Source organism: Streptomyces coeruleorubidus (genome assembly GCF_028885415.1).
Taxonomy (GTDB): Bacteria; Actinomycetota; Actinomycetes; order Streptomycetales; family Streptomycetaceae; genus Streptomyces; species Streptomyces coeruleorubidus_A.
The window spans coordinates 4,850,465-4,870,056 of the sequence record NZ_CP118527.1; the positions used below are offsets into that span (position 1 = coordinate 4,850,465).

Consider the following 19,592-nt stretch of genomic DNA (forward strand, 5'->3'; position numbering starts at 1 on the left):
ACCGCATGAGCCCTACTATCGGCTCGCCATGACAGCAGCAGGGAAGCACCAGGTGAGCCGCGCGGAAACCTCACGTCGAGGCAGTCGGCCGGGTCGGGCGGGTATCAGAGACGTGGCCGCCGCCGCCGGAGTCTCCATCACGACCGTCTCCGACGCCCTCAACGGCAAGGGCCGGCTCCCGGACGCCACCCGGCGCCATGTCCGCGAGGTCGCCGACCGGCTGGGCTACCGCCCCTCGGCCGCCGCCCGGACCCTCCGTACCGGCAAGTCGGGACTCATCGGCCTGACCGTGACGACGTACGGGGATGAACCTTTCACCTTCACCGAGTTCGCCTACTTCGCCGAGATGGCGCGAGCCGCCACCTCCGCCGCGCTCGCCCGCGGCTACGCCCTCGTCATCCTGCCGGCGACCTCGCGCCACGACGTGTGGTCGAACGTCGCCCTGGACGGCACGGTCGTCATCGACCCCTCCGACCAGGACTCGGTGGTCAGCGAACTCGTCCGGCAGGGTCTGCCGGTCGTCTCCGACGGACGCCCGGCCGGCTCGCTGCCGGTCACGGCCTGGGTCGACAACGACCACGAGGCCGCCGTCCTCGGCATCCTCGACCATCTGGCCGACGCCGGCGCCCGCCGCATCGGCCTGCTGACCGGCACGACGACCGACACGTACACCCACCTGTCGACCACCGCGTACCTGCGCTGGTGCGAGCGCGTCGGCCAGGATCCGGTGTACGAGGCCTACCCGGCGCACGATCCGTGCGCGGGCGCCGTCGCTGCCGACCGGCTCCTGGCCCGCCCCGACCGGCCCGACGCGGTCTACGGGCTGTTCGACCCGAACGGCACCGACCTGCTCGCCGCCGCCCGCCGCTACGGCCTGCGCGTCCCGGACGACCTGCTGCTGGTCTGTTGCAGCGAATCCACCGTGTACGCCAACACCGAGCCGCCCATCACCACGCTCTCCCTGAAACCGCGCCGCATCGGCACGGCGGTCGTGCAGCTCCTCATCGACGCCATCGAGGGAGCGGACTCGGACCGTCCGGTGGAGCAGGTGATACCGACGGAGCTGATCGTGCGCACGTCGTCCCAGCGGCGCCCGCCGCGCACGACGGTCAGCCCGCCGCGGTCCCCCGAGGGGACGTAGCCCGTACACCCGGGTAAAGGGAAGTTCGCACTCCTGGGGAGAAACAGGGCCGGTCCCCCGGAGAGAAGGGATCGTTCTCGCGAAGAGAAGGAAAGCGAGGACGGTCACACGGTGGTCAAAGCCCGGCCCAATCGGGGCGAAAGCCGCGGTGAACTGGACTCTTGCTCTGATTCACCACCCCTGGGTCATCACATGGCGCGATCCGCATTCCTATGATGGGCCCACGACACCGACGGGCCGCTACGACCAGGCAGTCCGATGCGGTGCAGATGCGCGCGATGGTGGAGGGGTCGATGACTCAGGGGGCCGGTCAGGGACCCGAGGTGGAGCGGACGGCGACGTTGCGCGACTTCCGGGTGCCCGCGTACGTCCACGAGGCCGGTCCGTACGTCGACAGCGCCCACTCCGGCGAGGTGGCCCCGCCGACCGAGGAGACCTACCCCGAGGGGTACACGCCGACCGAGCGCGATCTTCCCGTGATCCACCGGGGCGACACCGTCCAGGTGACCGTCGACCCCGAGGCCGTCGCAGCCCCGCAGGCCGACACCGGGCAGGGCCCGCTGTACGTGGTGGGTGACGTGCACGGCTACCTCGACGAGCTGGTGGCGGCCCTCCAGGACAAGGGCCTCCTCGATGCCGCCGGTCACTGGTGCGCGGGCACCGCCCGGCTGTGGTTCCTCGGCGACTTCACCGACCGCGGACCGGACGGCATCGGCGTGATCGACCTGGTGATGCGGCTGTCCGCCGAGGCCGCCGCGGCCGGCGGTTACTGCAAGGCGCTCATGGGCAACCACGAGCTGCTGCTGCTCGGCGCCAAGCGGTTCGGCGACACCCCCGTCAACTCCGGCGCGGGCACCGCCACTTTCCAGGCGGCTTGGCTGCTCAACGGCGGCCAGAAGACCGACATGGACCGCCTCCAGGACCACCACCTGCAGTGGATGGCCCGCCTGGACGCCGTCGAGGAGGTCGACGGCCACCTGCTCGTCCACTCCGACACCACCGCCTACCTCGACTACGGCCGCTCCATCGAAGAGGTCAACGACACCGTCCGCGAGACGCTCACGCGCAACGACGCGGACGAGGTCTGGGACCTGTTCCGCAAGTTCACCAAGCGGTTCTCCTTCCGCGACGAGGGCGGCGCGGACGCCGTGCGCTCCCTGCTCGATACGTACGGGGGCACCCGCATCGTTCACGGACACAGCCCGATTCCGTATCTGCTGGGGGAAGTCGGTTCCGAGGAGGACGAGGACAGCACCGACCCCGTGGTCGAGGGACCGCACGTCTACGCCGACGGACTCGCCATCGCCATGGACGGCGGCGTGACCATGGCCGGAAAGCTGCTGGTCCAGCAACTGCCGCTGGGTACGTGAGCGTTCACCGGGCAGGCGTTTCCCGTCACAGGACCGGACCGGTGAGGGGTCAATTTCGGTAAACCCCCTGTCACGGCCCACCTTCACGGCTCTACCATCGGCTTATCCGTAGCAGGCTCCCCTCCGTTTCTGCCCGACGGCTCGTCAGCATGCCGAGCCCCAAGCCCTACGGAGCATCGGGGGATGCACATGAACAGCGTTCCGCAGCACCTGCTGAGCGAGGACCGCCAGGAATACGAGCGGATCCTCGATGAGGCGCTGCGCTCCGCCCCACACCGTCCGGAGCTGGCCGCTGTCGGACAGCGGCTCAACCCCGAACAACTGCGCACCATGGCGCTGAACGCCACCGCGCTCATCACGGCGGCCGCGTCGACCGAGTACCAGCACTACGTCAAGGCCCGTGAGGAACTGCGCCATCCGGCGCCGTCCAGCCAACCGGCCGTGCGTGAATCCGGCTCCTCCGAGCCGGACACGGGCGCGGCGGGCCTCGCCGCCACCATGGGGGAGGTCGCCGAGACCGCCGGCGCGGGCGCCATCGCCGTCGTCGCCGTCCTCGCCCCCGTCCTCGCCGGAACCGCCGCGGCGATCTTCCTGCTCGTCGGCTACATCCTCCAGATGCTCAACCCCGAGCAGACGTTCGCCCGAACCATGCTCACCACGGGCTGGGTGTTCGGCGCCGTGACCGCGGTCGCGATTCTCGTCGCCGCGGTGGGACTGCTGATCACCGCCCTGCGCAACAAGCCGACGGCCGAAAGCGGTCCGCACGGCGAACTGCAAAGGGAGGTGGACCAGGCCAGGGAGGCCTGGCGCGAGGCCCTGCTGGAACAAGGCATCCTGCCCTTCCTCCGGGAGGCCCTCGTCGACCCGAGTGCGACCGCCGCGCTGCACCACACCTCCCCGTCCACGCCGGTCAGCCGCATCCCGCACCTCGGCTACGACCGCCCGGGTTTCACCAGCCCGGAGGACGGCAACCCCGGCTCGCGGCCGAGCTTCAGCAGCCCGGACTACACCAGCCCGGACTTCGGAGGACCGGAACACCAGCCGGAGTAGCCGTGTGGTCAGCGCCAGGGGCCAGACCGCTCCCGCGGGCCAGGGGACCAGGGACCACCGGTCCCCGGCCCTCGGCCTGTGTGCGGACGGATCAGTCCGCGATGGGCAGGTACACGCGGTTCCCGCTCGCCGCGAACTCCTTCGACTTCTGGGCCATGCCGTCCTCGATCTCGGCCTGTGTGCCGCCGTGTTCACGGCGGATGTCCTGCGAGATTTTCATGCTGCAGAACTTGGGACCGCACATCGAGCAGAAGTGAGCCGTCTTGGCGGGCTCCGCCGGCAGGGTCTCGTCGTGGAACTCCCGTGCCGTGTCCGGGTCGAGGGCGAGGTTGAACTGGTCCTCCCACCGGAACTCGAAACGGGCGTCGGACAGCGCGTCGTCCCACTCCTGGGCACCCGGGTGTCCCTTGGCGAGGTCCGCTGCGTGGGCGGCGATCTTGTAGGTGATGACGCCGGTCTTGACGTCGTCACGGTTCGGCAGGCCCAAGTGCTCCTTGGGCGTGACGTAACACAGCATTGCCGTGCCCCACCAGGCGATCATCGCGGCACCGATGCCGGAGGTGATGTGGTCGTACGCCGGCGCGACGTCCGTGGTCAGCGGACCGAGCGTATAGAACGGAGCTTCATCGCAGATCTCCTGCTGAAGGTCGATGTTCTCCTTGATCTTGTGCATCGGGACGTGGCCCGGGCCTTCGATCATGGTCTGTACGTTGAAACGCTTCGCGATCCGGTTGAGTTCCCCGAGAGTCCGGAGTTCCGCGAACTGCGCCTCGTCGTTGGCGTCCGCGATCGAGCCCGGCCGCAGTCCGTCGCCGAGGGAGTACGTGACGTCGTACGCGGCGAGGATCTCGCAGAGCTCCTCGAAGTTCTCGTACAGGAACGACTCCTTGTGGTGCGCGAGGCACCAGGCGGCCATGATCGAGCCGCCGCGCGAGACGATGCCGGTCTTGCGGTTGGCCGTCAGTGGCACGTACGCCAGGCGCACGCCCGCGTGGACTGTCATGTAGTCCACGCCCTGCTCGGCCTGTTCGATGACGGTGTCCTTGTAGATGTCCCAGGTCAGCTCCTCGGCCCGGCCGTCGACCTTCTCCAGGGCCTGGTAGAGCGGCACGGTGCCGATGGGGACGGGGGAGTTGCGCAGCACCCACTCACGTGTGGTGTGGATGTTGCGGCCGGTGGACAGGTCCATGACCGTGTCGGCGCCCCAGCGGGTCGCCCAGGTCATCTTCTCGACCTCCTCCTCGATGGAGGACGTCACCGCGGAGTTGCCGATGTTGGCGTTGACCTTCACCAGGAACCGCTTGCCGATGATCATCGGCTCGATCTCCGGGTGGTTGACGTTGGCCGGCAGCACCGCCCGGCCCGCCGCGATCTCGTCGCGGACCACCTCGGGCGAAACGTTCTCCCGGATGGCCACGTACTCCATCTCGGGCGTGATCTCACCGCGGCGGGCGTACGCGAGCTGCGTGACCGCCTTGCCGTCCTTGCCGCGGCGCGGCTGGCGCGGCCGTCCTGGGAAGACGGCGTCGAGGTTGCGCAGGCCCCCGCGCGGCGAGGTGTGCTTGATGCCGTCGTCCTCGGGACGGACGGGTCGGCCCGCGTACTCCTCGGTGTCGCCACGGGCGATGATCCAGTTCTCGCGCAGCGGCGACAGGCCCCTGCGGACGTCGGTGTCGACGAGCGGATCGGTGTACGGGCCCGACGTGTCGTACAGCGTGACCGACTGCCCGTTGCTGAGATGCACCTGACGGACCGGCACCCGCATGTCGGGGCGAGAGCCCTCGACATACGCCTTGTGCCAGCCGACGGACTTTCCGGCCTCCTCGGACTGTGCGTCCTGAACGGAGGCAGGCGTGCGTGCGTCCTTGTTGGTCATGAGACCTACTCCCTACGCCGGCATTACCCGGTAACAGGTTCGGCGGTCGACGCAGCGGCTTCCGTCTGCCGACGTTTCGTGTGAAACATCACTCGACTTCGGTGATGTTTCATGTGAAACATCGCTGGGACGGAGGTCAGCGCCCTCTCAGCCCGGTGCTCCGAGCTCCCGCGTGTACAAAAGGTGCCTCCACGCTAGCGGCAATTCTGGCGCGGTGAACAGAGGGCCCCCCTCGTTCTTGCGATGATCGGTCGGTGACCACGATGCAGCGTCCTCCTCACCCACCGCCCGAACCGCCCCGCGGATCCGGCGCCGGCAACGGCAACGGCCGTGGGCGCGAGCACGATTTCGCCGCCCCGGGCGGGCTGGGGCCTGCCCGGGGACAAGCGCCCGGGCACGGGCCCGGTCCCAGGAACGGGCAGGGCGCCGGCCCGGCCGGGGCGTATGGTGCCGGCTCCGGAGGCTGGCAGGGCTCCGGCCCCGATGGAGGCGACAGGCCCGGCGGAGGACACGGTCACGGGGGAGGTGACGGGTCCGGCGAAGACCATGGTCCCGGCGGAGGCGACGGTCACGGCGGCGGCCACGGGCACGGCGGCGGCGGTCACGGAAACGGACCCGGCCCCGCACCGGGCGGCGGACACGGGCACTCGCACAGTCACAACCACGGTCCTGCCACGCCCGTCTCCATGCATCTGCGCAAGGTCATCGCGGCGGTCCTCATCCCCTTCGCCGCTGCCGTGCTGGTCGGTCTCGCCGTGCTGTGGCCGGGTGGCGCCCCGCCGCACGAGCGCACCGGCGTCGGCTTCGACCGGCAGACGCAGCAGGCCTCGGTCACCAAGGTCGTGGAGGTGAGCTGCAAGGAGGCCGGCGCCTCGGGAGTCCCGCCGACCGGCGACACGTCCACCGCCGAGGGTTCCTCCGCGGTGCAGCAGGAGAACGGCACCTGCAAGCGGGCGACGATCCGGGTCGACAGCGGCAAGGACAAGGGCCGCACCTTCACCGAGATCGTCCAGCCCGATCAGTCCCGTCAGCTGCACGAGGGCCAGGAGGTCGTGGTCGCCTACGAGCCCTCCGCGCCGAGGGACCTCCAGTACTCGGTCACCGACATCAACCGCCGCCTGCCCATGACGCTGCTCGCCGGCATCTTCGCCCTCGCCGTCGTGGTCGTCGGGCGGCTGCGCGGTGTCATGGCCCTGGTCGCGCTGGCCATCAGCTTCCTGGTGCTGAACCTCTTCATCCTGCCCGCCATCCTCCAGGGCTCGAACCCGCTGCTCGTGGCGGTGGTGGGCGCGAGCGCCATCATGCTCATCGCCCTGTATCTGTGTCACGGCCTGTCGGCCCGGACATCCGTGGCGGTGCTCGGCACCCTCATCTCACTGCTGCTGATCGGCGTCCTCGGCTCGCTGTTCATCGGCTGGGCCGCGCTCACGGGCAACACCGACGACAACACCGGTCTGATCCACGGCCTCTACCCGACGATCGACATGAGCGGTCTGCTGCTCGCCGGCGTCATCATCGGCTCGCTGGGTGTGCTCGACGACGTGACGGTCACGCAGACGTCGGCGGTCTGGGAGCTGCACGAGGCCAACCCGTCCATGGGCTGGCGCGGCCTCTACCGCGCGGGTATCCGGATCGGCCGCGACCACATCGCCTCGGTCGTCAACACGCTCGTCCTCGCCTACGCGGGTGCCGCCCTGCCGCTGCTCCTGCTGTTCTCCATCGCGCAGAGCAGTGTCGGGACGGTCGCCAACAGTGAGCTGGTCGCGGAGGAGATCGTGCGCACGCTGATCGGTTCGATCGGCCTGGTCGCCTCGGTGCCGGTCACCACGGCCCTGGCCGCGCTGGTGGTCTCGGCCGACCGCCCGGGAGCGCAGCCCGCCGTGGAGGCCGCTGCGGCCCCGGCACGCGGGGGGAAGGGCCGACGTCGCAAGCGCTGATGGCTCGCCGACTCCGAAGTCATCTGCCCCGCCGTACGGAGAAGCGTTCCTGCACAGCTCGGCGGCATCCGGTGAAGCGTTACTCCACCGTGCCGCCCGACGGATGTCTCAGCCGGCGCCCTGTTCCGCCAGGATGCGGTCCAGGGCCTCCTCGAGATGGGCATCGAAGTCGGCGAGCGAGCCTTCCTGGCCCAGCGGCACCAGCTTGTCGGTGCGGTCGAGGAAGGCGACGAGCGGTGCCGTCGACGACCGGAACAGCGCCTGGTCACTGCCCACCTGAAGCCGGATCAGCACCTCGCCCAGCGAGTCCGGTTCAACGGGCGTGACCCGCACGTCGCCCTCCCCGCACGGCCGGCCGACTCCGTCGATCAGCAACTCCCGGCCGAAAGCCCATGTCACCGGGGCATCACCGGGCAAGTGGAAGGTGAGCCGTACGGCATAGGGATCACTGGTCTCATAGCGCAGCTCCACCGGAATGCGGAAGGAGAGCTCCTCGGACACGAGAAAGCTCATCATGACCTCTGCCTGTACGGACTCGCGCATCGCTAACCCCGTCATTCGCCGTGGACTGGCCGGGAACGAACCTCTGACACTTGATGGAATCTTGCTGAACGTACACAGCAGATCACAAGGAGTGAGTTTTCACATACTGATAGAGAGTGCGAGCGACCCGAGCAGACGCCCGACTTCGCCCTGCAACTGGCGGGCCGCCGGCAGCAGCCTGTCCTCCTGGTGGGCGGGCAGGGAGATGGCCAGCGTCGCGGCCGTGGTGCCGAGGGTGAGCGGAATCGCCGCGCAGACGGCGCCCAGGGCGTACTCCTGACGCTCGATCACAGGTTCCATACGTCGCACCCGCTCCAGACGGCGCAGCAGGCTGTGGTTGTCCCGCACGGTGTACGGCGTGAGGGCCTGCACCGGATAGCGGTCGAGGTGGTCCCGTCGGGCCTCCTCGTCCAGCTGGGACAGCAGGCACTGCCCGATGGCGTGCGCGTGCCCGGTCTCCCGGAAGTCGGCCCACTCCTCGACCGCGGGAGTGCCCGGGGTGTCGGAGACGCACATGACCTCGATCTCGCCCTCGCGGTACACCGCGTAGTACACGGGGACGCCGAGCATGTCCCGCCAGTGCGCGAGCGCGTCGACGACGGTGCTGCGACGTTTCTGCCGTGCCCCGCTGCTGCTCAGCCGCTCGGCAGCCTCACCGAGGAAGAACAGGCCCTTGTCCCGGCGCAGATAGCCCTCGTGCACGAGGGTGCGCAGCAGGTGGTAGGTCGTGGGCAGGGCCAGCCCGGTCTCCCGGGCCAGTTGCTTGGCGGGGGCGCCGTATTCGTGCGCGGCGACGGTCTCCAGCAGGCGCATCGCGCGCTGCACGGATCCGATGAGGGTCGCCGGAGGGGGTGGCGTGGCGGGAGGCGGCTGCTCGGAGGGGGACGCCGAGCGGGGTTGCGCGGGGACGGTGTGCAGGTGGACACGTGCGGTGTCAGCCGGGGCCAAGGGTCACTCCCGAAGCGCGAGGGGGTAGACCGTGCCGATGGACACGGGTGGAGATGTACGCCGCTCGCGGGGGATGTCCCCGCGTCGAGTTCCGGACTCTATTCGTCTGCCACCGCACGCAGACGGCCCGGAGGGGAAACTTCCCCCGGCCGAGGGAACCGGCGGCCCCGGGTGTTTCCCGCTACCCCCACCGGTTTCCCACCGGTCTCACCAGTCGCTGCGCGACGAGGAACTCGACGTGAACTTCCGTACGACGTAGATCAGTCCACCGACCAGCGCCACGAAGACCAGCACCTTGAAGAGCAGTCCGATGACGAACCCGACCACGCTGGCGATCAGCCCGCCGAACACGACCAGGGCGATGACCGGCACCGCGATCCACTTCACCCACCACGGCAGTCCCGTGAAGATCTCTCGCATCGCTCTCGCCCTTACCTCTCCGCCCGTTCGAGTGCCGGGTCCTGTCGGTACCTCTGGATCTCTGATGTCCTGCACTCGATGCTAGGTCCGAAAGAGGGCCCGGCGGGGGCCTCGCGCCCCTTGTCTCCCCCTGACCGGACCCCTAGGGAACCCCGAGACGGTCCGTCACCTCTCGGGCGGAGAGAAGACCACCAGCACCCTCAGGTCCTCGGTGATGTGGTGGAACTTGTGCGCGACGCCGGCCGGCACGTAGATCACGCTGCCGCGTGCCACCTGCGTCGTCTCCAGACCGACGGTGATCGCGGCGCGGCCGCTCACAACGAAGTAGACCTCGTCCTGATTGTGCGGCTTCTGTGGATCCTGATCGCCCGCATCGAGGGCGTACAGGCCGACTGACATGTTCTGCTCCCGCAGAAACTGCAGGTAGGCGCCCTCGTTGGCGGCGCGCTCCGCCTCCAGTTCATCCAGCCGGAATGCCTTCATCGCCTTGTCCGCCCCTGCCTCTTGTGCCCATGTCCGATCAGGTCTGCCACGATCAGACACATGATGAATTTCCTAGTCAAGACGATCGCCAACGCGGGTGCCCTGGCGGTCGCCGTATGGCTGCTCGACAAGATCACCCTGACCGGTGACAGCACGGGCAAGAAGATCGGCACCCTGATCATCGTCGCGCTGATCTTCGGCCTGGTGAACTTCCTGGTCAAGCCGGTCGTCAAGCTTCTCAGCCTCCCGCTGCTGATTCTGACGCTCGGCCTGTTCACCCTGGTCGTCAACGCGCTGATGCTGCTGCTCACCTCGTGGCTGGCCGACCAGCTCGACCTCAGCTTCCACGTGGAGGGCTTCTGGACGGCCGTCCTGGGCGGCCTGATCATCTCTGTCGTCTCCTGGGCGCTGAACGTCGTCCTGCCCGACAAGGACTGAGCGCGCATGACGTACCGCGTCTGCTTCGTCTGCACGGGCAACATCTGCCGTTCACCGATGGCCGAGATCGTCTTCCGCGCGCGCGTGGCGGAGGCCGGTCTCGACGGCCTGGTAGAGGTCGACAGCGCCGGCACGGGCGGCTGGCACGAGGGCGACGGCGCCGACCCGCGCACGGTGGCCGTCCTGGCGGAGAACGGCTACGCCACCGGCCACACGGCCCGGCAGTTCCAGCCGTCGTGGTTCTCCCGCCTCGACCTGGTCGTCGCCCTCGACTCCGGCCACCTCAGGGCGCTGCGCCGCCTCGCTCCCACGGAACAGGACGCGCAGAAGGTGCGTCTGCTGCGTTCGTACGACCCCGCCGCAGGCGACGACCTCGACGTGCCGGACCCCTACTACGGAGGCGCCGAGGGCTTCGAGGAGTGCCTTGAGATGGTGGAGGCGGCGAGCGCCGGTCTGCTCGCCGCGGTGCGTGGGGATGTGGAGGGACAGGCGGCATGAGCGAATCCGAGACGGGCGACGCGCATCGGGTGACAGGCGACGCCGGTCCGGCGGCGGGTGCCGCGGGGCGGGTGGCGCGCGCCGTCGACCAGGTGGCCGCGGATGCCGGTGACGGCACGCGCGCGGTGCGGGCCGGGCTGCCCGAGCCCGCCAAGTACGAGCCCGCCCTGCCCGGCCCGGTGTTCGCCGCCCACTACCACCTGCCGGGCGAGCCCACCGGCCCCTACACCTACGGCCGTGACGAGAACCCGACCTGGACGCTGCTGGAGCGCGCCGTCGGCGAGCTGGAGGCGCCCGGCCAGGACGGCGTCGAGACGCTCGCGTTCGCCTCCGGCATGGCCGCGGTCTCGGCGGTGCTCTTCTCCCAGCTGCGCGCCGGGGACATATGCGTCCTGCCCGACGACGGCTACCAGGCGCTGCCCCTGGTGCGCGCCCAGTTGGAGGCGTACGGCATCGAGGTGCGCACCGCCCCTACCGGCGGTGATGCCCAGCTCGACGTCCTCGACGGCGCGAAGCTGCTGTGGATCGAGACCCCGTCGAACCCCGGGCTCGACGTGTGTGACATCAGGCGGCTCGCAGAGGCGGCACATACGCGTGGCGCCCTGGTGGCCGTGGACAACACCCTCGCGACACCGCTCGGCCAGCGCCCCCTGGAGCTCGGCGCCGACTTCGCGGTGGCCAGCGGCACCAAGCAGCTCACCGGTCACGGCGACATCCTCCTGGGCTACGTCGTCGGCCGGAACCCCGAGGCCATGGCCGCCGTACGCCGCTGGCGCAAGATCGTCGGTGCCGTTCCCGGGCCGATGGAGGCGTGGCTCGCGCACCGTTCCATCGCGACGCTCCAGATGCGGGTCGACCGGCAGAGCGCGACGGCCCTGGCGGTCGCCGAGGCGCTGCGCGAGCGGCCCGAGGTGACCGGGCTGCGCTATCCCGGGCTGCCGGGCGACCCCGCGCACAAGATCGCCGCGCAGCAGATGCGGCGCTTTGGGTGCGTGGTGTCGTTCACGCTGCCCACGCGCGCGCGTGCCGACCGTTTTCTCGACGCCCTGCGGCTCGTGGACGACGCGACGAGCTTCGGCGGAGTGCGGTCCACGGCCGAACGGCGCGGCCGCTGGGGCGGCGACGCGGTGCCGGAGGGCTTCATCCGCCTGTCGGTCGGCGCCGAGGATCCGGAGGACCTGGTGGCCGATGTGCTGCGGGCGCTGGACGCGTCGGCAGCCTGACCCTCCCCCCCCACGGACGGTCCGAGCCTCCCCCCTCGTGGCTCGGACCGTCCCCCGGTTCCGCGCGCAAGAACCGCGCGACCAAGGCTAGTTGACTCTCTGTCAGTGTCCAATCACAGTAGCGACAGAGACCTATCGACTTATTTATAGTTGGGCGCGGTCGGGGGGCCGGGAGCGGGGCCGAAGAGGGGAGAGCGGTGTGGATCTGGCCTTGCTGCGGACCTTCGTGACCGTGCACCGGGCCGGCTCCTTCACCCGCGCCGCCGCCCTGCTCGGCCTCTCCCAGCCGGCCGTCACCTCACAGATCCGCACGCTGGAACGGCAGCTGGGCCGCCCCCTGTTCCTGCGGCAGGCCCGTGGCGTGACCCCGACCAGCATCGGCGATGAACTCGCCCACAAGGCCGCACCGCATCTCGACGCCTTGGTGGAGATAACCGAGACCGGTCTCGACGACGACTCCTCCTTACGGACGCTGCACCTCGCCGGGCCTTTGGAGTTCACCGCGGAACGGGCCCTGCCCGCCCTCACGGAACTGACCGGTGAGGACGGCCAGGGCTTCGCGTTGCGCGCTTCCTTCGGGAACGCCGAGGAAACGCTGGAAGGGCTTTCCGCCGGGCATCATGATCTGGCCATCAGCACAGCCCGTCCGCGCGGTGCCCTGCTCACGGCGACTGCGCTCTGCGACGAGGAGCACGTCCTGGTCGCCGCCCCGCGCTGGGCCGAACAGACCGGCGCCGGGCAGCCGGACCGCAAGCCGGAGCCGGCCCTGGAGCAGGTGCCCGTGGTGGAGGTGCACGAGTCGCTGCCCTTCGTCTCCCGCTACTGGGCCTCCGTCTTCGACTCGCGCCCGGCCGCCCCCGGCACCGTCGTCGTCCCCGACCTGCGTGCGGTCCTGGCGTGCGCGGTCGCGGGCGCGGGCCTGGCGGTGCTGCCCCGCTATCTGTGCGCCGCCGCGTTGGACGGGGGTGACGTCGTCGCCCTGCACGAGCCCGCGGTGCCGCCGCTGCGTACGTACTTCCTGGTGGTGCGCACCGGGACGCTCGCGATGCCCCATATCGCGCGGGCCCACGAGTGGTTGCAGCGGGCGGCGGCCGACTGGTGCTGAGGAGGCGCCCGAGGGCGGGTGCCGGGTTGCGCGGGCGCAGATGCCGGCTGCCCGGACAGCGCCTCACCCTGAGGGCCCGTCCGGTGACGTTTCGCGATGTTTCACGTGGAACCAGCCGGGCCACATTTCACCCGTGACCGTCCGACCTGTGGTCAAGCGCACCGCCCGTGCCGTTCTGCTGGACGGTGACGACCTGATCCTGATCAAGCGCACCAAGCCGGGCATGGATCCCTACTGGCTCACTCCCGGCGGCGGGGTCGAGCCCAGCGACTCGACCGTCGTCGACGCCCTGCACCGCGAGGTGTACGAGGAACTCGGCGCGAAGATCACCGACGTGGTGCCCTGCTTCGTGGACACGGTGGAGCACATCGGGGACGACGGCGGCGCGACCGGTGTGAAGGTGCAGCACTTCTTCGTCTGTCATCTGGAGTCCATGGACCCCTCCCTGCGCCACGGCCCCGAGGTGGACGAGCCCGTCGGCGAGTACGAGATCGTGCGCGTGCCCTTCACCCGGGTGGGAATCGCCTCCGTCCATCTCGTTCCGCTGTCGCTGCGGCACTACCTGGACGGCAACATCGAGGGCGTACGCGCCATGCACGCCCCCGACCTGGGCTGACACCGAGCGCGGATCAGGACCCGGTCGCGACCAGTTCCTCCACGGAGTCATGCCGTATGCGCTCCGACGGGATGCCGATGTCCCGCAGGGCGTCCACACCGCTGCGGATCATCCCGGGCGGGCCCGACAGGTAGGCGTCGTACTCGTTCCACGGCCCGTAGGCGCGTACCGCGTCCGGAAGCTGCTGGTGTGCCTGCTGGTCGATGATCGCCCGGACCGAGAGCCAGGGGTGGCTCTGCTGGAGGCGGAGCATGGTGTCGATGTCGTACAGGTCGTGATCGGTGCGGGCCCCGTAGAAGACCTCGACCGGTCGGCGTTCCCCGTGCTCGGCGACGTCCTCGACCAGCGCCTTGATGGGGGCTATGCCGGTGCCGCCGCCCAGGCAGAGCAGTCCGCTGTCGGTGGTGTGGTCGACGGTCATGGAACCGGCGGGCGGGCCGAGCCGGACGATGTCACCGGGGCGGGCGCGGTGCACCAGGGCGTTGGAGACCCAGCCCGCCGGGACGGCCTTCACGTGGAACGACAGCAGGCCGTCGGAGCGGGGCGCGGAAGCGAAGGAGTAGTGCCGCCATATCCGGGGCCACCAGGGGGTCTCCAGGCTCGTGTACTGCCCGGCGAGGAAGGGGTAGGGCTGGTCGGGGCGGACGGTGACGACCGCGACGTCCGGGGTCCTGAGGTCGTGCGCGACGATCTCGGCGTACCACCAGGCCGGGGCACGCAGTTCGTCGGCAGCCGCCGCGTCGATCATGATCTGGGAGATCGCGGTGTACGTCCGGACCCAGGCCGCCTCCATCTCCTCGTCCCAGACCCCGGCGGCGTACTTGCTCAGCGCGCCGATCAGGCATTCGCCGACGGCCGGATAGTGCTCGGCACGCGTCCCGTACTTCCGGTGACCCCGGCCGAGATTCTGCAGGTAGTCGACCAGGACATCGGTGTTGTCGATGTGCTCGGCGGCCGTGAGCAGCGCCCTGAGCAGCCGGTCCCGCTGGGTGTCCATCGCGGCCGGGAAGAGCGAGCGCAGATCGGGGTGGCGGACGAAGAGCAGGGCGTAGAAGTACGAGGTGACCTTGTCGGCCACGGGCGCGACCTCTGCCATGGCACGGCGAATGAGGATGGCGTCCGGTGACGCTTCCGCGCCCGGGGCGGAGGCTGCTGGTTCCGGGGGCGACACCGGTGCGGGCCGCTGGGCGGATACGCGCGGCTCGGCGGGAGGAGCCGTGGCGGCGGCGAAGGGCGCCTGGGCCGGTGGGACCGTCGTGGGCGCGTGTCGTGGCGACGAGGCCGCGGGAGAAGGGGCGGAGGGTGCCGGAGAGGAGGTGGAGGGAGCGGCTATCGGGCCGGGCGCGGGTATCGCGTCCGGGGATTCGCGCTCCTGGTCCGGCGCACCCGTGCTCGCGCCGTCTGTCGTCGAGGCGGGTGGAGCCGCTGCGCCGTCTGCCGGTGCCGCCGGGTCGGCCGTCTGCCGGCCCACCGGGCGTATCACGGCCGGTCGACGGCCGTCCGGCGTCTCGGGCTCGTTACCCGGCGTCGGCGTCGGCTTGTTGCGGGGCGTGAACCAGCCGCCCCCGCCGCCAGAAGTGCCGTTGTCGGCCGACGTGGTGGTCGGAGCGTCCATGGTGTGCCTCGCCTCGAGCATCTTTCGGTCGGTCTGCGCACTTCCCCAGTCGGAAGGTGCCTGCTTTCCCCCGTGGACGGACTGCGTTCCCATCCGGTGTCGCGGCCAATGCGGCCATATTCAACCCGTGTTTCGGCTCTGTACGGACAAGTAAGGCGAGAGTGTGACATTGGCCGCAGTACTCTCACCTGAGCTTCCCACTCGCCTGGGCGGCTCAGTCGCATAACCGGAAACGCGGGTCTTCGATCTCTCCGTCCCGTTAGGCTGCATTGCCCTGTATGCGGCCCACACAGAACGGGTCGCCCGCCCCGGACGTGAACCGGAGTCGACCCTACCGGCCACCGCTGTGCACACAAGTCCCCCCTTGCCCCGTCACGAATGAGGGCAGGGCGCGAATCTCGATACCGTCATAGCGGGCGACGGGCTTGTGTTTCACGTGAAACGTCTGGCGCCTGTCCGCGCCCTGTGCAGTCGGCTAAAACTGGCCAAAAGCTCGTATCTGTCCGGGGAAAGCGGTGGACGCCAGGGGCTCCGGTCGGACAGCCTGACCTGCGTGCCGACTCCTTCCCTTGCCTCCCTGCCCATCCGCCGTCTGACGCTCCGCGACCTCGCCGCCTGCGCCGACTTGTCCGAGGACCGGGGGTGGCTACGGGAGGAGCACAAGTGGGGCTTCCTCCTCACGGCCGGGAAGGGCTACGGCATCGACGACCCCGACGGCGGCCTCGTGAGCGCCTGTGTCGTCACCGAGTACGGACCGCAGGAGCGCCCCGCCCTCGCGGCGATCGGCATGGTCCTGGTCGCCGCACGGCACACCCGACAGGGCGTGGGACGCCGACTGATGCGCCACGTCGTCTCCGCGATGGGCACCACACCCCTCACCCTGCACGCGACGCCGTACGGCCGACCCCTCTACGAGGAACTCGGCTTCAAGGTCACCGGGCGGGCAGAGATGGTGTGCGGGCGTTTCACTCCAGGCGGGCCGCAGCCGGCGGTCGCCACCCGTGCCGCGACCGCCGAGGACCTCACTGCGATCCTCCGGCTCGACGAGCAGGCGTTCGGGACCGACCGCACCCACATCATCACCCGACTGCCGGCCTTCGCCGACCAGTTGCGTGTGGCGGAGGAGGACGGGCGGATCATCGGGTACGCGGCCGCCTGGCCCAACATGGACACGCATGTCGTCGGCCCGCTCATCGCGCATGACACGTCGGTGGCCCAAGCACTCATCGCCTCCCTCGCAGCCCACACCGACCGTCCCCTGCGCACCGACATCGACGTACGGCACACCGAGCTGCTCGTGTGGGCGAAGGAGCGAGGTCTGGCGTCCGTCGCCTTCAACTCGGTGATGTCGTACGGGATCACCGAGCTGCCCGGGGACTGGCGTCGTCGGTTCGCCCCGGTCACGGTCGCGGCGGGCTGAAGGGCCCTGATACGACGAACGCCGGCTCCCCAGGGGATCGGGGAACCGGCGTCGTCTCGCTGAAGGGGCCCGGTCAGGCGAGGGCCTCCACGGCGGCTGTGGCGAAGGCGTGGTCCTGCTCCGGCGCACCACCGCCGACACCGATCGCGCCGATCAGGCGGCCGTCGCGGTGCACCGGCACACCGCCGGCGATGAACAGCAGCGGCCGGTCGAGCGCGGTGGGCAGGGTGTGGAAGAGGCCTCCGGGCTGCACGGCGTCCACGAGGTCGGCGGTGGGCGCGTTCAGCTGGAGGGCCGTGTAGGCCTTGCGGGTGCTGGTCTCGCCGGAGATCAGCACGGCACGGTCGTCACGCCGGAAGGCGAGCAGATGGCCGCCCGCGTCCAGGACGGTGACGCTCACGGTGACACCCGCTGCCTCGGCGGTACGCCGGGCGGCGGTGACGAGGACGTCGGCGTCGTGAATGGTCAGTGGGGCGACCGCGGTGGTGGTGCTCATGAGGTGGTTCTCCTAGAAACGTGCAGGGTCGTGCTGGTCCGGGCGGGGAAGAGGCGGCGAGCCTGGTCGGCCCGGTGGCTCAGTGGTGGACGGCGGTCCGCTGCTCGGCCGGCGCGGATCCCGTGACGACGGTGCTGGGGGCACCGGCACGGCGTTCGAGAGCGGCCGAGAGGAAGGCCAGGCCCAGGGCTCCCGCGGCCAGGGCGGCACCGACCCAGTTGGGGGCGGTGTAGCCGAAGCCCGCCGCGATCACGAGGCCGCCTAGCCAGGCGGACAGGGCGTTGCCGAGGTTGAAGGCGCCGATGTTCACGGCGGAGGCCAGCGTCGGCGCGCCGTGCGCCTGGTCGAGGACCCGCTTCTGGAGCGGCGGGACGCTGGCGAAGCCCAGGGCACCGATCAGGGCGATCGTGACGGCCGACAGCAGCTTGTTGTGCGCGGTGAGGGTGAACAGCGCCAGGACGACGGCCAGGGCGCCCAGGGAGACGTACAGCATGGGCATCAGGGCGCGGTCGGCGAACTTGCCGCCCACGAGGTTGCCGCCGACCATGCCGAGGCCGAAGAGGACCAGCAGCCAGGTGACGGAGCCGTCGGTGAAGCCAGCGGTGTGGGTCATCATCGGAGCGATGTAGGTGATGGCCGCGAAGACGCCGCCGAAGCCGAGGACGGTCATCGCCATCGCGAGCAGCACCTGCACGTTCTTGAAGGCGGCGAGCTCGTGCCGCAGGCGCACCCCCTCCGGCTTGGGCATGTCGGGGACGAGTCGGGCGACACCGGCCAGGCCGATGACGCCGAGGGCGGCGACGATGCCGAAGGTCACCCGCCAGCCGACGGACTGCCCGACGAGCGTGCCCAGCGGGACTCCGACGACGTTGGCGACGGTCAGGCCGGTGAACATCATCGCGATGGCTCCGGCCTTCTTGTCCGGGGCGACGAGGTCGGCCGCAACGACCGAGCCGATACCGAAGAAGGCGCCGTGGGCCAGCGAGGCGACGACCCGGCCGATCAGCATGACGGCGAAGGCGGGAGCGAGTGCCGAGAGCAGGTTGCCGACGATGAACAGGCCCATCAGCAGCATCAGCATCCGCTTGCGGGAGACCTTGGTGCCCAGAACGGTCATCAGCGGGGCGCCGAACATGACACCGAGCGCATAGCCGGTCACCAGGTATCCGGCGGTGGGAATGGAGACCCCGTAGTCGCCCGCGACCTCGGGCAGCAAGCCCATGATCACGAACTCGGTCGTTCCGATTCCGAAGGCCCCGATCGCGAGGGCCAGAAGCGCGAGAGGCATGGAGGGATACACCTTCCCAGACGATTGCAGGAGCGCTTTGCGTGCGCCCACAATAGTTGCAGGCGCTGGCTACATGCAATCGCCGTCAATTGCGGTCCTGCTCTATCCTGGGTGTCAGCCGCTCCGGGACGGAGGAAACGCCAATGACAGCGACGGACCCCGCGCTCACCGCTCTCGCCCAGAGCTGGTGCGCCCTCTCTCTGCTGCACGGGAGAATCGAGGCCCACATCGAGCGCGCCCTACAGGCCAAGCACGATCTGAGCGCGCGCGAGTACTCCCTGCTCGACGTGCTGAGCCGACAGCACGACGGGGACGGAGGGCATCTCCAGATGAAGCAGGTCGCCGACGCGGTCGTTCTCAGCCAGAGCGCCACCACGCGTCTGGTCACCCGACTCGAGGACCGCGGACTGCTGGAGCGCTACCTCTGCCCCACCGACCGCCGGGGCATCTACACGAACGTCACCGAGGCGGGCCTCAAGCTGCTCGAAGAGGCACGGCCGACCAACGACACCGCCCTGCGCGAGGCCCTCGACGAGGCGGCGAAGAACCCCGAGCTGACCCCGCTGGTCCGAGTCGTGGAGACGCTGAAGGCTCCGGTGCCCGCGTAGAGGCCACTCGCACCAGCAGTTCCTGCGTAAGGTCCGGCCGTTGCTGCGTAGGGTGCGGCCCATGGGAGATCTTGAGATACGCCCCGCGACCGCCGACCACGTACCCGCGATCGTCGGCATGCTCGCGGACGACCCCTTGGGCGCGCAGCGCGAGTCACCAGACGACCTGACCCCGTACTTGACCGCGCTGGAGCGGCTCAGCGCCGACCCGAACCAGCACCTGGTCGTGGCGGTCCGGGAGGGCCGTGTCGTCGGCACGCTCCAGCTCTCGATCATTCCCGGGCTGTCCCGGCGCGGTGCGACCAGGTCGATCATCGAAGGCGTACGCGTCCATGCCGATGAGCGCGGCAGCGGCCTGGGAACACAGCTCATCGAGTGGGCGATCGACGAATCCCGGCGGCAGGGCTGCCAGTTGGTCCAGCTGACCTCCGACACCACACGCACCGACGCCCACCGCTTCTACGAACGGCTCGGTTTCACGGCCTCCCACACGGGCTTCAAGCTCCCGTTGTGACCG

The 19,592-nt window shown here is 69.9% G+C and carries 20 protein-coding genes; 12 read left to right on the forward strand and 8 right to left on the reverse strand.

Features of this window, described 5'->3' with window-relative positions:
- Nucleotides 1–28: 28 nt before the first annotated feature.
- The 3 genes from PV963_RS22580 (at nucleotide 29) to PV963_RS22590 (ending at nucleotide 3,561) form a co-directional block, all read left to right on the forward strand.
- Nucleotides 29–1,141 (forward strand): LacI family DNA-binding transcriptional regulator, encoded by a 1,113-nt coding sequence (locus tag PV963_RS22580; RefSeq protein ID WP_274817567.1) that lies wholly within the window; start codon nucleotides 29–31, stop codon nucleotides 1,139–1,141.
- 278 nt (nucleotides 1,142–1,419) lie between these two features.
- Nucleotides 1,420–2,511 (forward strand): metallophosphoesterase family protein, encoded by a 1,092-nt coding sequence (locus PV963_RS22585; protein ID WP_274822095.1) that lies wholly within the window; start codon nucleotides 1,420–1,422, stop codon nucleotides 2,509–2,511.
- A 183-nt stretch (nucleotides 2,512–2,694) separates the two neighbouring features.
- Complete coding sequence (locus PV963_RS22590) at nucleotides 2,695–3,561, forward strand: hypothetical protein (RefSeq protein ID WP_274817568.1); 867 nt, start codon at nucleotides 2,695–2,697, stop codon at nucleotides 3,559–3,561.
- 91 nt (nucleotides 3,562–3,652) lie between these two features.
- On the opposite strand, the gene thiC is transcribed toward PV963_RS22590, so the two are convergent.
- Nucleotides 3,653–5,437 (reverse strand): phosphomethylpyrimidine synthase ThiC, encoded by a 1,785-nt coding sequence (gene thiC / locus PV963_RS22595; protein ID WP_274817569.1) that lies wholly within the window; start codon nucleotides 5,435–5,437, stop codon nucleotides 3,653–3,655.
- A gap of 254 nt (nucleotides 5,438–5,691) precedes the next feature.
- Between thiC and PV963_RS22600 the strand changes: the two genes are divergently transcribed.
- The gene (locus PV963_RS22600; protein ID WP_274817570.1) at nucleotides 5,692–7,374 is read left to right on the forward strand and encodes a YibE/F family protein; all 1,683 of its coding nucleotides are present in this window, start codon (nucleotides 5,692–5,694) and stop codon (nucleotides 7,372–7,374) included.
- Nucleotides 7,375–7,482: 108 nt separating this feature from the next.
- Here the strand turns inward: PV963_RS22600 and PV963_RS22605 are convergent, their stop codons facing one another.
- From PV963_RS22605 to PV963_RS22620, 4 genes are all read right to left on the reverse strand, one after another.
- Complete coding sequence (locus PV963_RS22605; protein ID WP_274817571.1) at nucleotides 7,483–7,917, reverse strand: SsgA family sporulation/cell division regulator; 435 nt, start codon at nucleotides 7,915–7,917, stop codon at nucleotides 7,483–7,485.
- Nucleotides 7,918–8,016: 99 nt separating this feature from the next.
- Complete coding sequence (locus tag PV963_RS22610) at nucleotides 8,017–8,865, reverse strand: IclR family transcriptional regulator (protein WP_425540932.1); 849 nt, start codon at nucleotides 8,863–8,865, stop codon at nucleotides 8,017–8,019.
- Nucleotides 8,866–9,072: 207 nt separating this feature from the next.
- Nucleotides 9,073–9,285: a DUF5326 family protein gene (locus tag PV963_RS22615; protein WP_020271174.1), complete on the reverse strand. Its 213-nt coding sequence runs from the start codon at nucleotides 9,283–9,285 to the stop codon at nucleotides 9,073–9,075.
- Nucleotides 9,286–9,450: 165 nt separating this feature from the next.
- Complete coding sequence (locus PV963_RS22620; protein ID WP_059414731.1) at nucleotides 9,451–9,768, reverse strand: cupin domain-containing protein; 318 nt, start codon at nucleotides 9,766–9,768, stop codon at nucleotides 9,451–9,453.
- 60 nt (nucleotides 9,769–9,828) lie between these two features.
- Between PV963_RS22620 and PV963_RS22625 the strand changes: the two genes are divergently transcribed.
- The 5 genes from PV963_RS22625 to PV963_RS22645 all read left to right on the forward strand — a co-directional run bounded on the left by PV963_RS22625 (nucleotide 9,829) and on the right by PV963_RS22645 (nucleotide 13,648).
- A complete protein-coding gene (locus PV963_RS22625; protein ID WP_274817572.1) occupies nucleotides 9,829–10,206 on the forward strand; it encodes a phage holin family protein in 378 nt (125 codons plus the stop codon).
- A gap of 6 nt (nucleotides 10,207–10,212) precedes the next feature.
- The gene (locus PV963_RS22630) at nucleotides 10,213–10,704 is read left to right on the forward strand and encodes a low molecular weight protein-tyrosine-phosphatase (RefSeq protein ID WP_274817573.1); all 492 of its coding nucleotides are present in this window, start codon (nucleotides 10,213–10,215) and stop codon (nucleotides 10,702–10,704) included.
- Entirely contained in the window at nucleotides 10,701–11,927 is a 1,227-nt protein-coding gene (locus tag PV963_RS22635; protein ID WP_274817574.1) for a cystathionine gamma-lyase, read from the forward strand. The genes PV963_RS22630 and PV963_RS22635 overlap by 4 nt, the downstream gene beginning before the upstream one ends.
- 199 nt (nucleotides 11,928–12,126) lie before the next feature.
- The gene (locus tag PV963_RS22640) at nucleotides 12,127–13,032 is read left to right on the forward strand and encodes a LysR family transcriptional regulator (protein WP_274817575.1); all 906 of its coding nucleotides are present in this window, start codon (nucleotides 12,127–12,129) and stop codon (nucleotides 13,030–13,032) included.
- A 133-nt stretch (nucleotides 13,033–13,165) separates the two neighbouring features.
- Nucleotides 13,166–13,648 carry an NUDIX domain-containing protein gene (locus PV963_RS22645; RefSeq protein ID WP_274817576.1) on the forward strand — a complete coding sequence of 161 codons (483 nt, stop codon included), beginning with the start codon at nucleotides 13,166–13,168 and terminating at the stop codon, nucleotides 13,646–13,648.
- A 13-nt stretch (nucleotides 13,649–13,661) separates the two neighbouring features.
- Here the strand turns inward: PV963_RS22645 and PV963_RS22650 are convergent, their stop codons facing one another.
- The gene (locus tag PV963_RS22650) at nucleotides 13,662–15,263 is read right to left on the reverse strand and encodes a globin domain-containing protein (RefSeq protein ID WP_274817577.1); all 1,602 of its coding nucleotides are present in this window, start codon (nucleotides 15,261–15,263) and stop codon (nucleotides 13,662–13,664) included.
- 553 nt (nucleotides 15,264–15,816) lie between these two features.
- Between PV963_RS22650 and PV963_RS22655 the strand changes: the two genes are divergently transcribed.
- Nucleotides 15,817–16,683 carry a GNAT family N-acetyltransferase gene (locus PV963_RS22655; protein ID WP_274817578.1) on the forward strand — a complete coding sequence of 289 codons (867 nt, stop codon included), beginning with the start codon at nucleotides 15,817–15,819 and terminating at the stop codon, nucleotides 16,681–16,683.
- A 73-nt stretch (nucleotides 16,684–16,756) separates the two neighbouring features.
- On the opposite strand, the gene PV963_RS22660 is transcribed toward PV963_RS22655, so the two are convergent.
- Together PV963_RS22660 and PV963_RS22665 are read right to left on the reverse strand one after the other, a co-directional pair.
- Complete coding sequence (locus PV963_RS22660) at nucleotides 16,757–17,179, reverse strand: GlcG/HbpS family heme-binding protein (RefSeq protein WP_274817579.1); 423 nt, start codon at nucleotides 17,177–17,179, stop codon at nucleotides 16,757–16,759.
- 79 nt (nucleotides 17,180–17,258) lie between these two features.
- Nucleotides 17,259–18,467: an MFS transporter gene (locus PV963_RS22665; RefSeq protein WP_274817580.1), complete on the reverse strand. Its 1,209-nt coding sequence runs from the start codon at nucleotides 18,465–18,467 to the stop codon at nucleotides 17,259–17,261.
- A 143-nt stretch (nucleotides 18,468–18,610) separates the two neighbouring features.
- Here PV963_RS22665 and PV963_RS22670 point away from each other — a divergent pair, with 143 nt between their 5' ends.
- Together PV963_RS22670 and PV963_RS22675 are read left to right on the forward strand one after the other, a co-directional pair.
- Nucleotides 18,611–19,075: a MarR family winged helix-turn-helix transcriptional regulator gene (locus PV963_RS22670; protein WP_274817581.1), complete on the forward strand. Its 465-nt coding sequence runs from the start codon at nucleotides 18,611–18,613 to the stop codon at nucleotides 19,073–19,075.
- Between the two features lie 61 nt (nucleotides 19,076–19,136).
- Complete coding sequence (locus PV963_RS22675; protein WP_274817582.1) at nucleotides 19,137–19,589, forward strand: GNAT family N-acetyltransferase; 453 nt, start codon at nucleotides 19,137–19,139, stop codon at nucleotides 19,587–19,589.
- Nucleotides 19,590–19,592 lie beyond the last annotated feature (3 nt).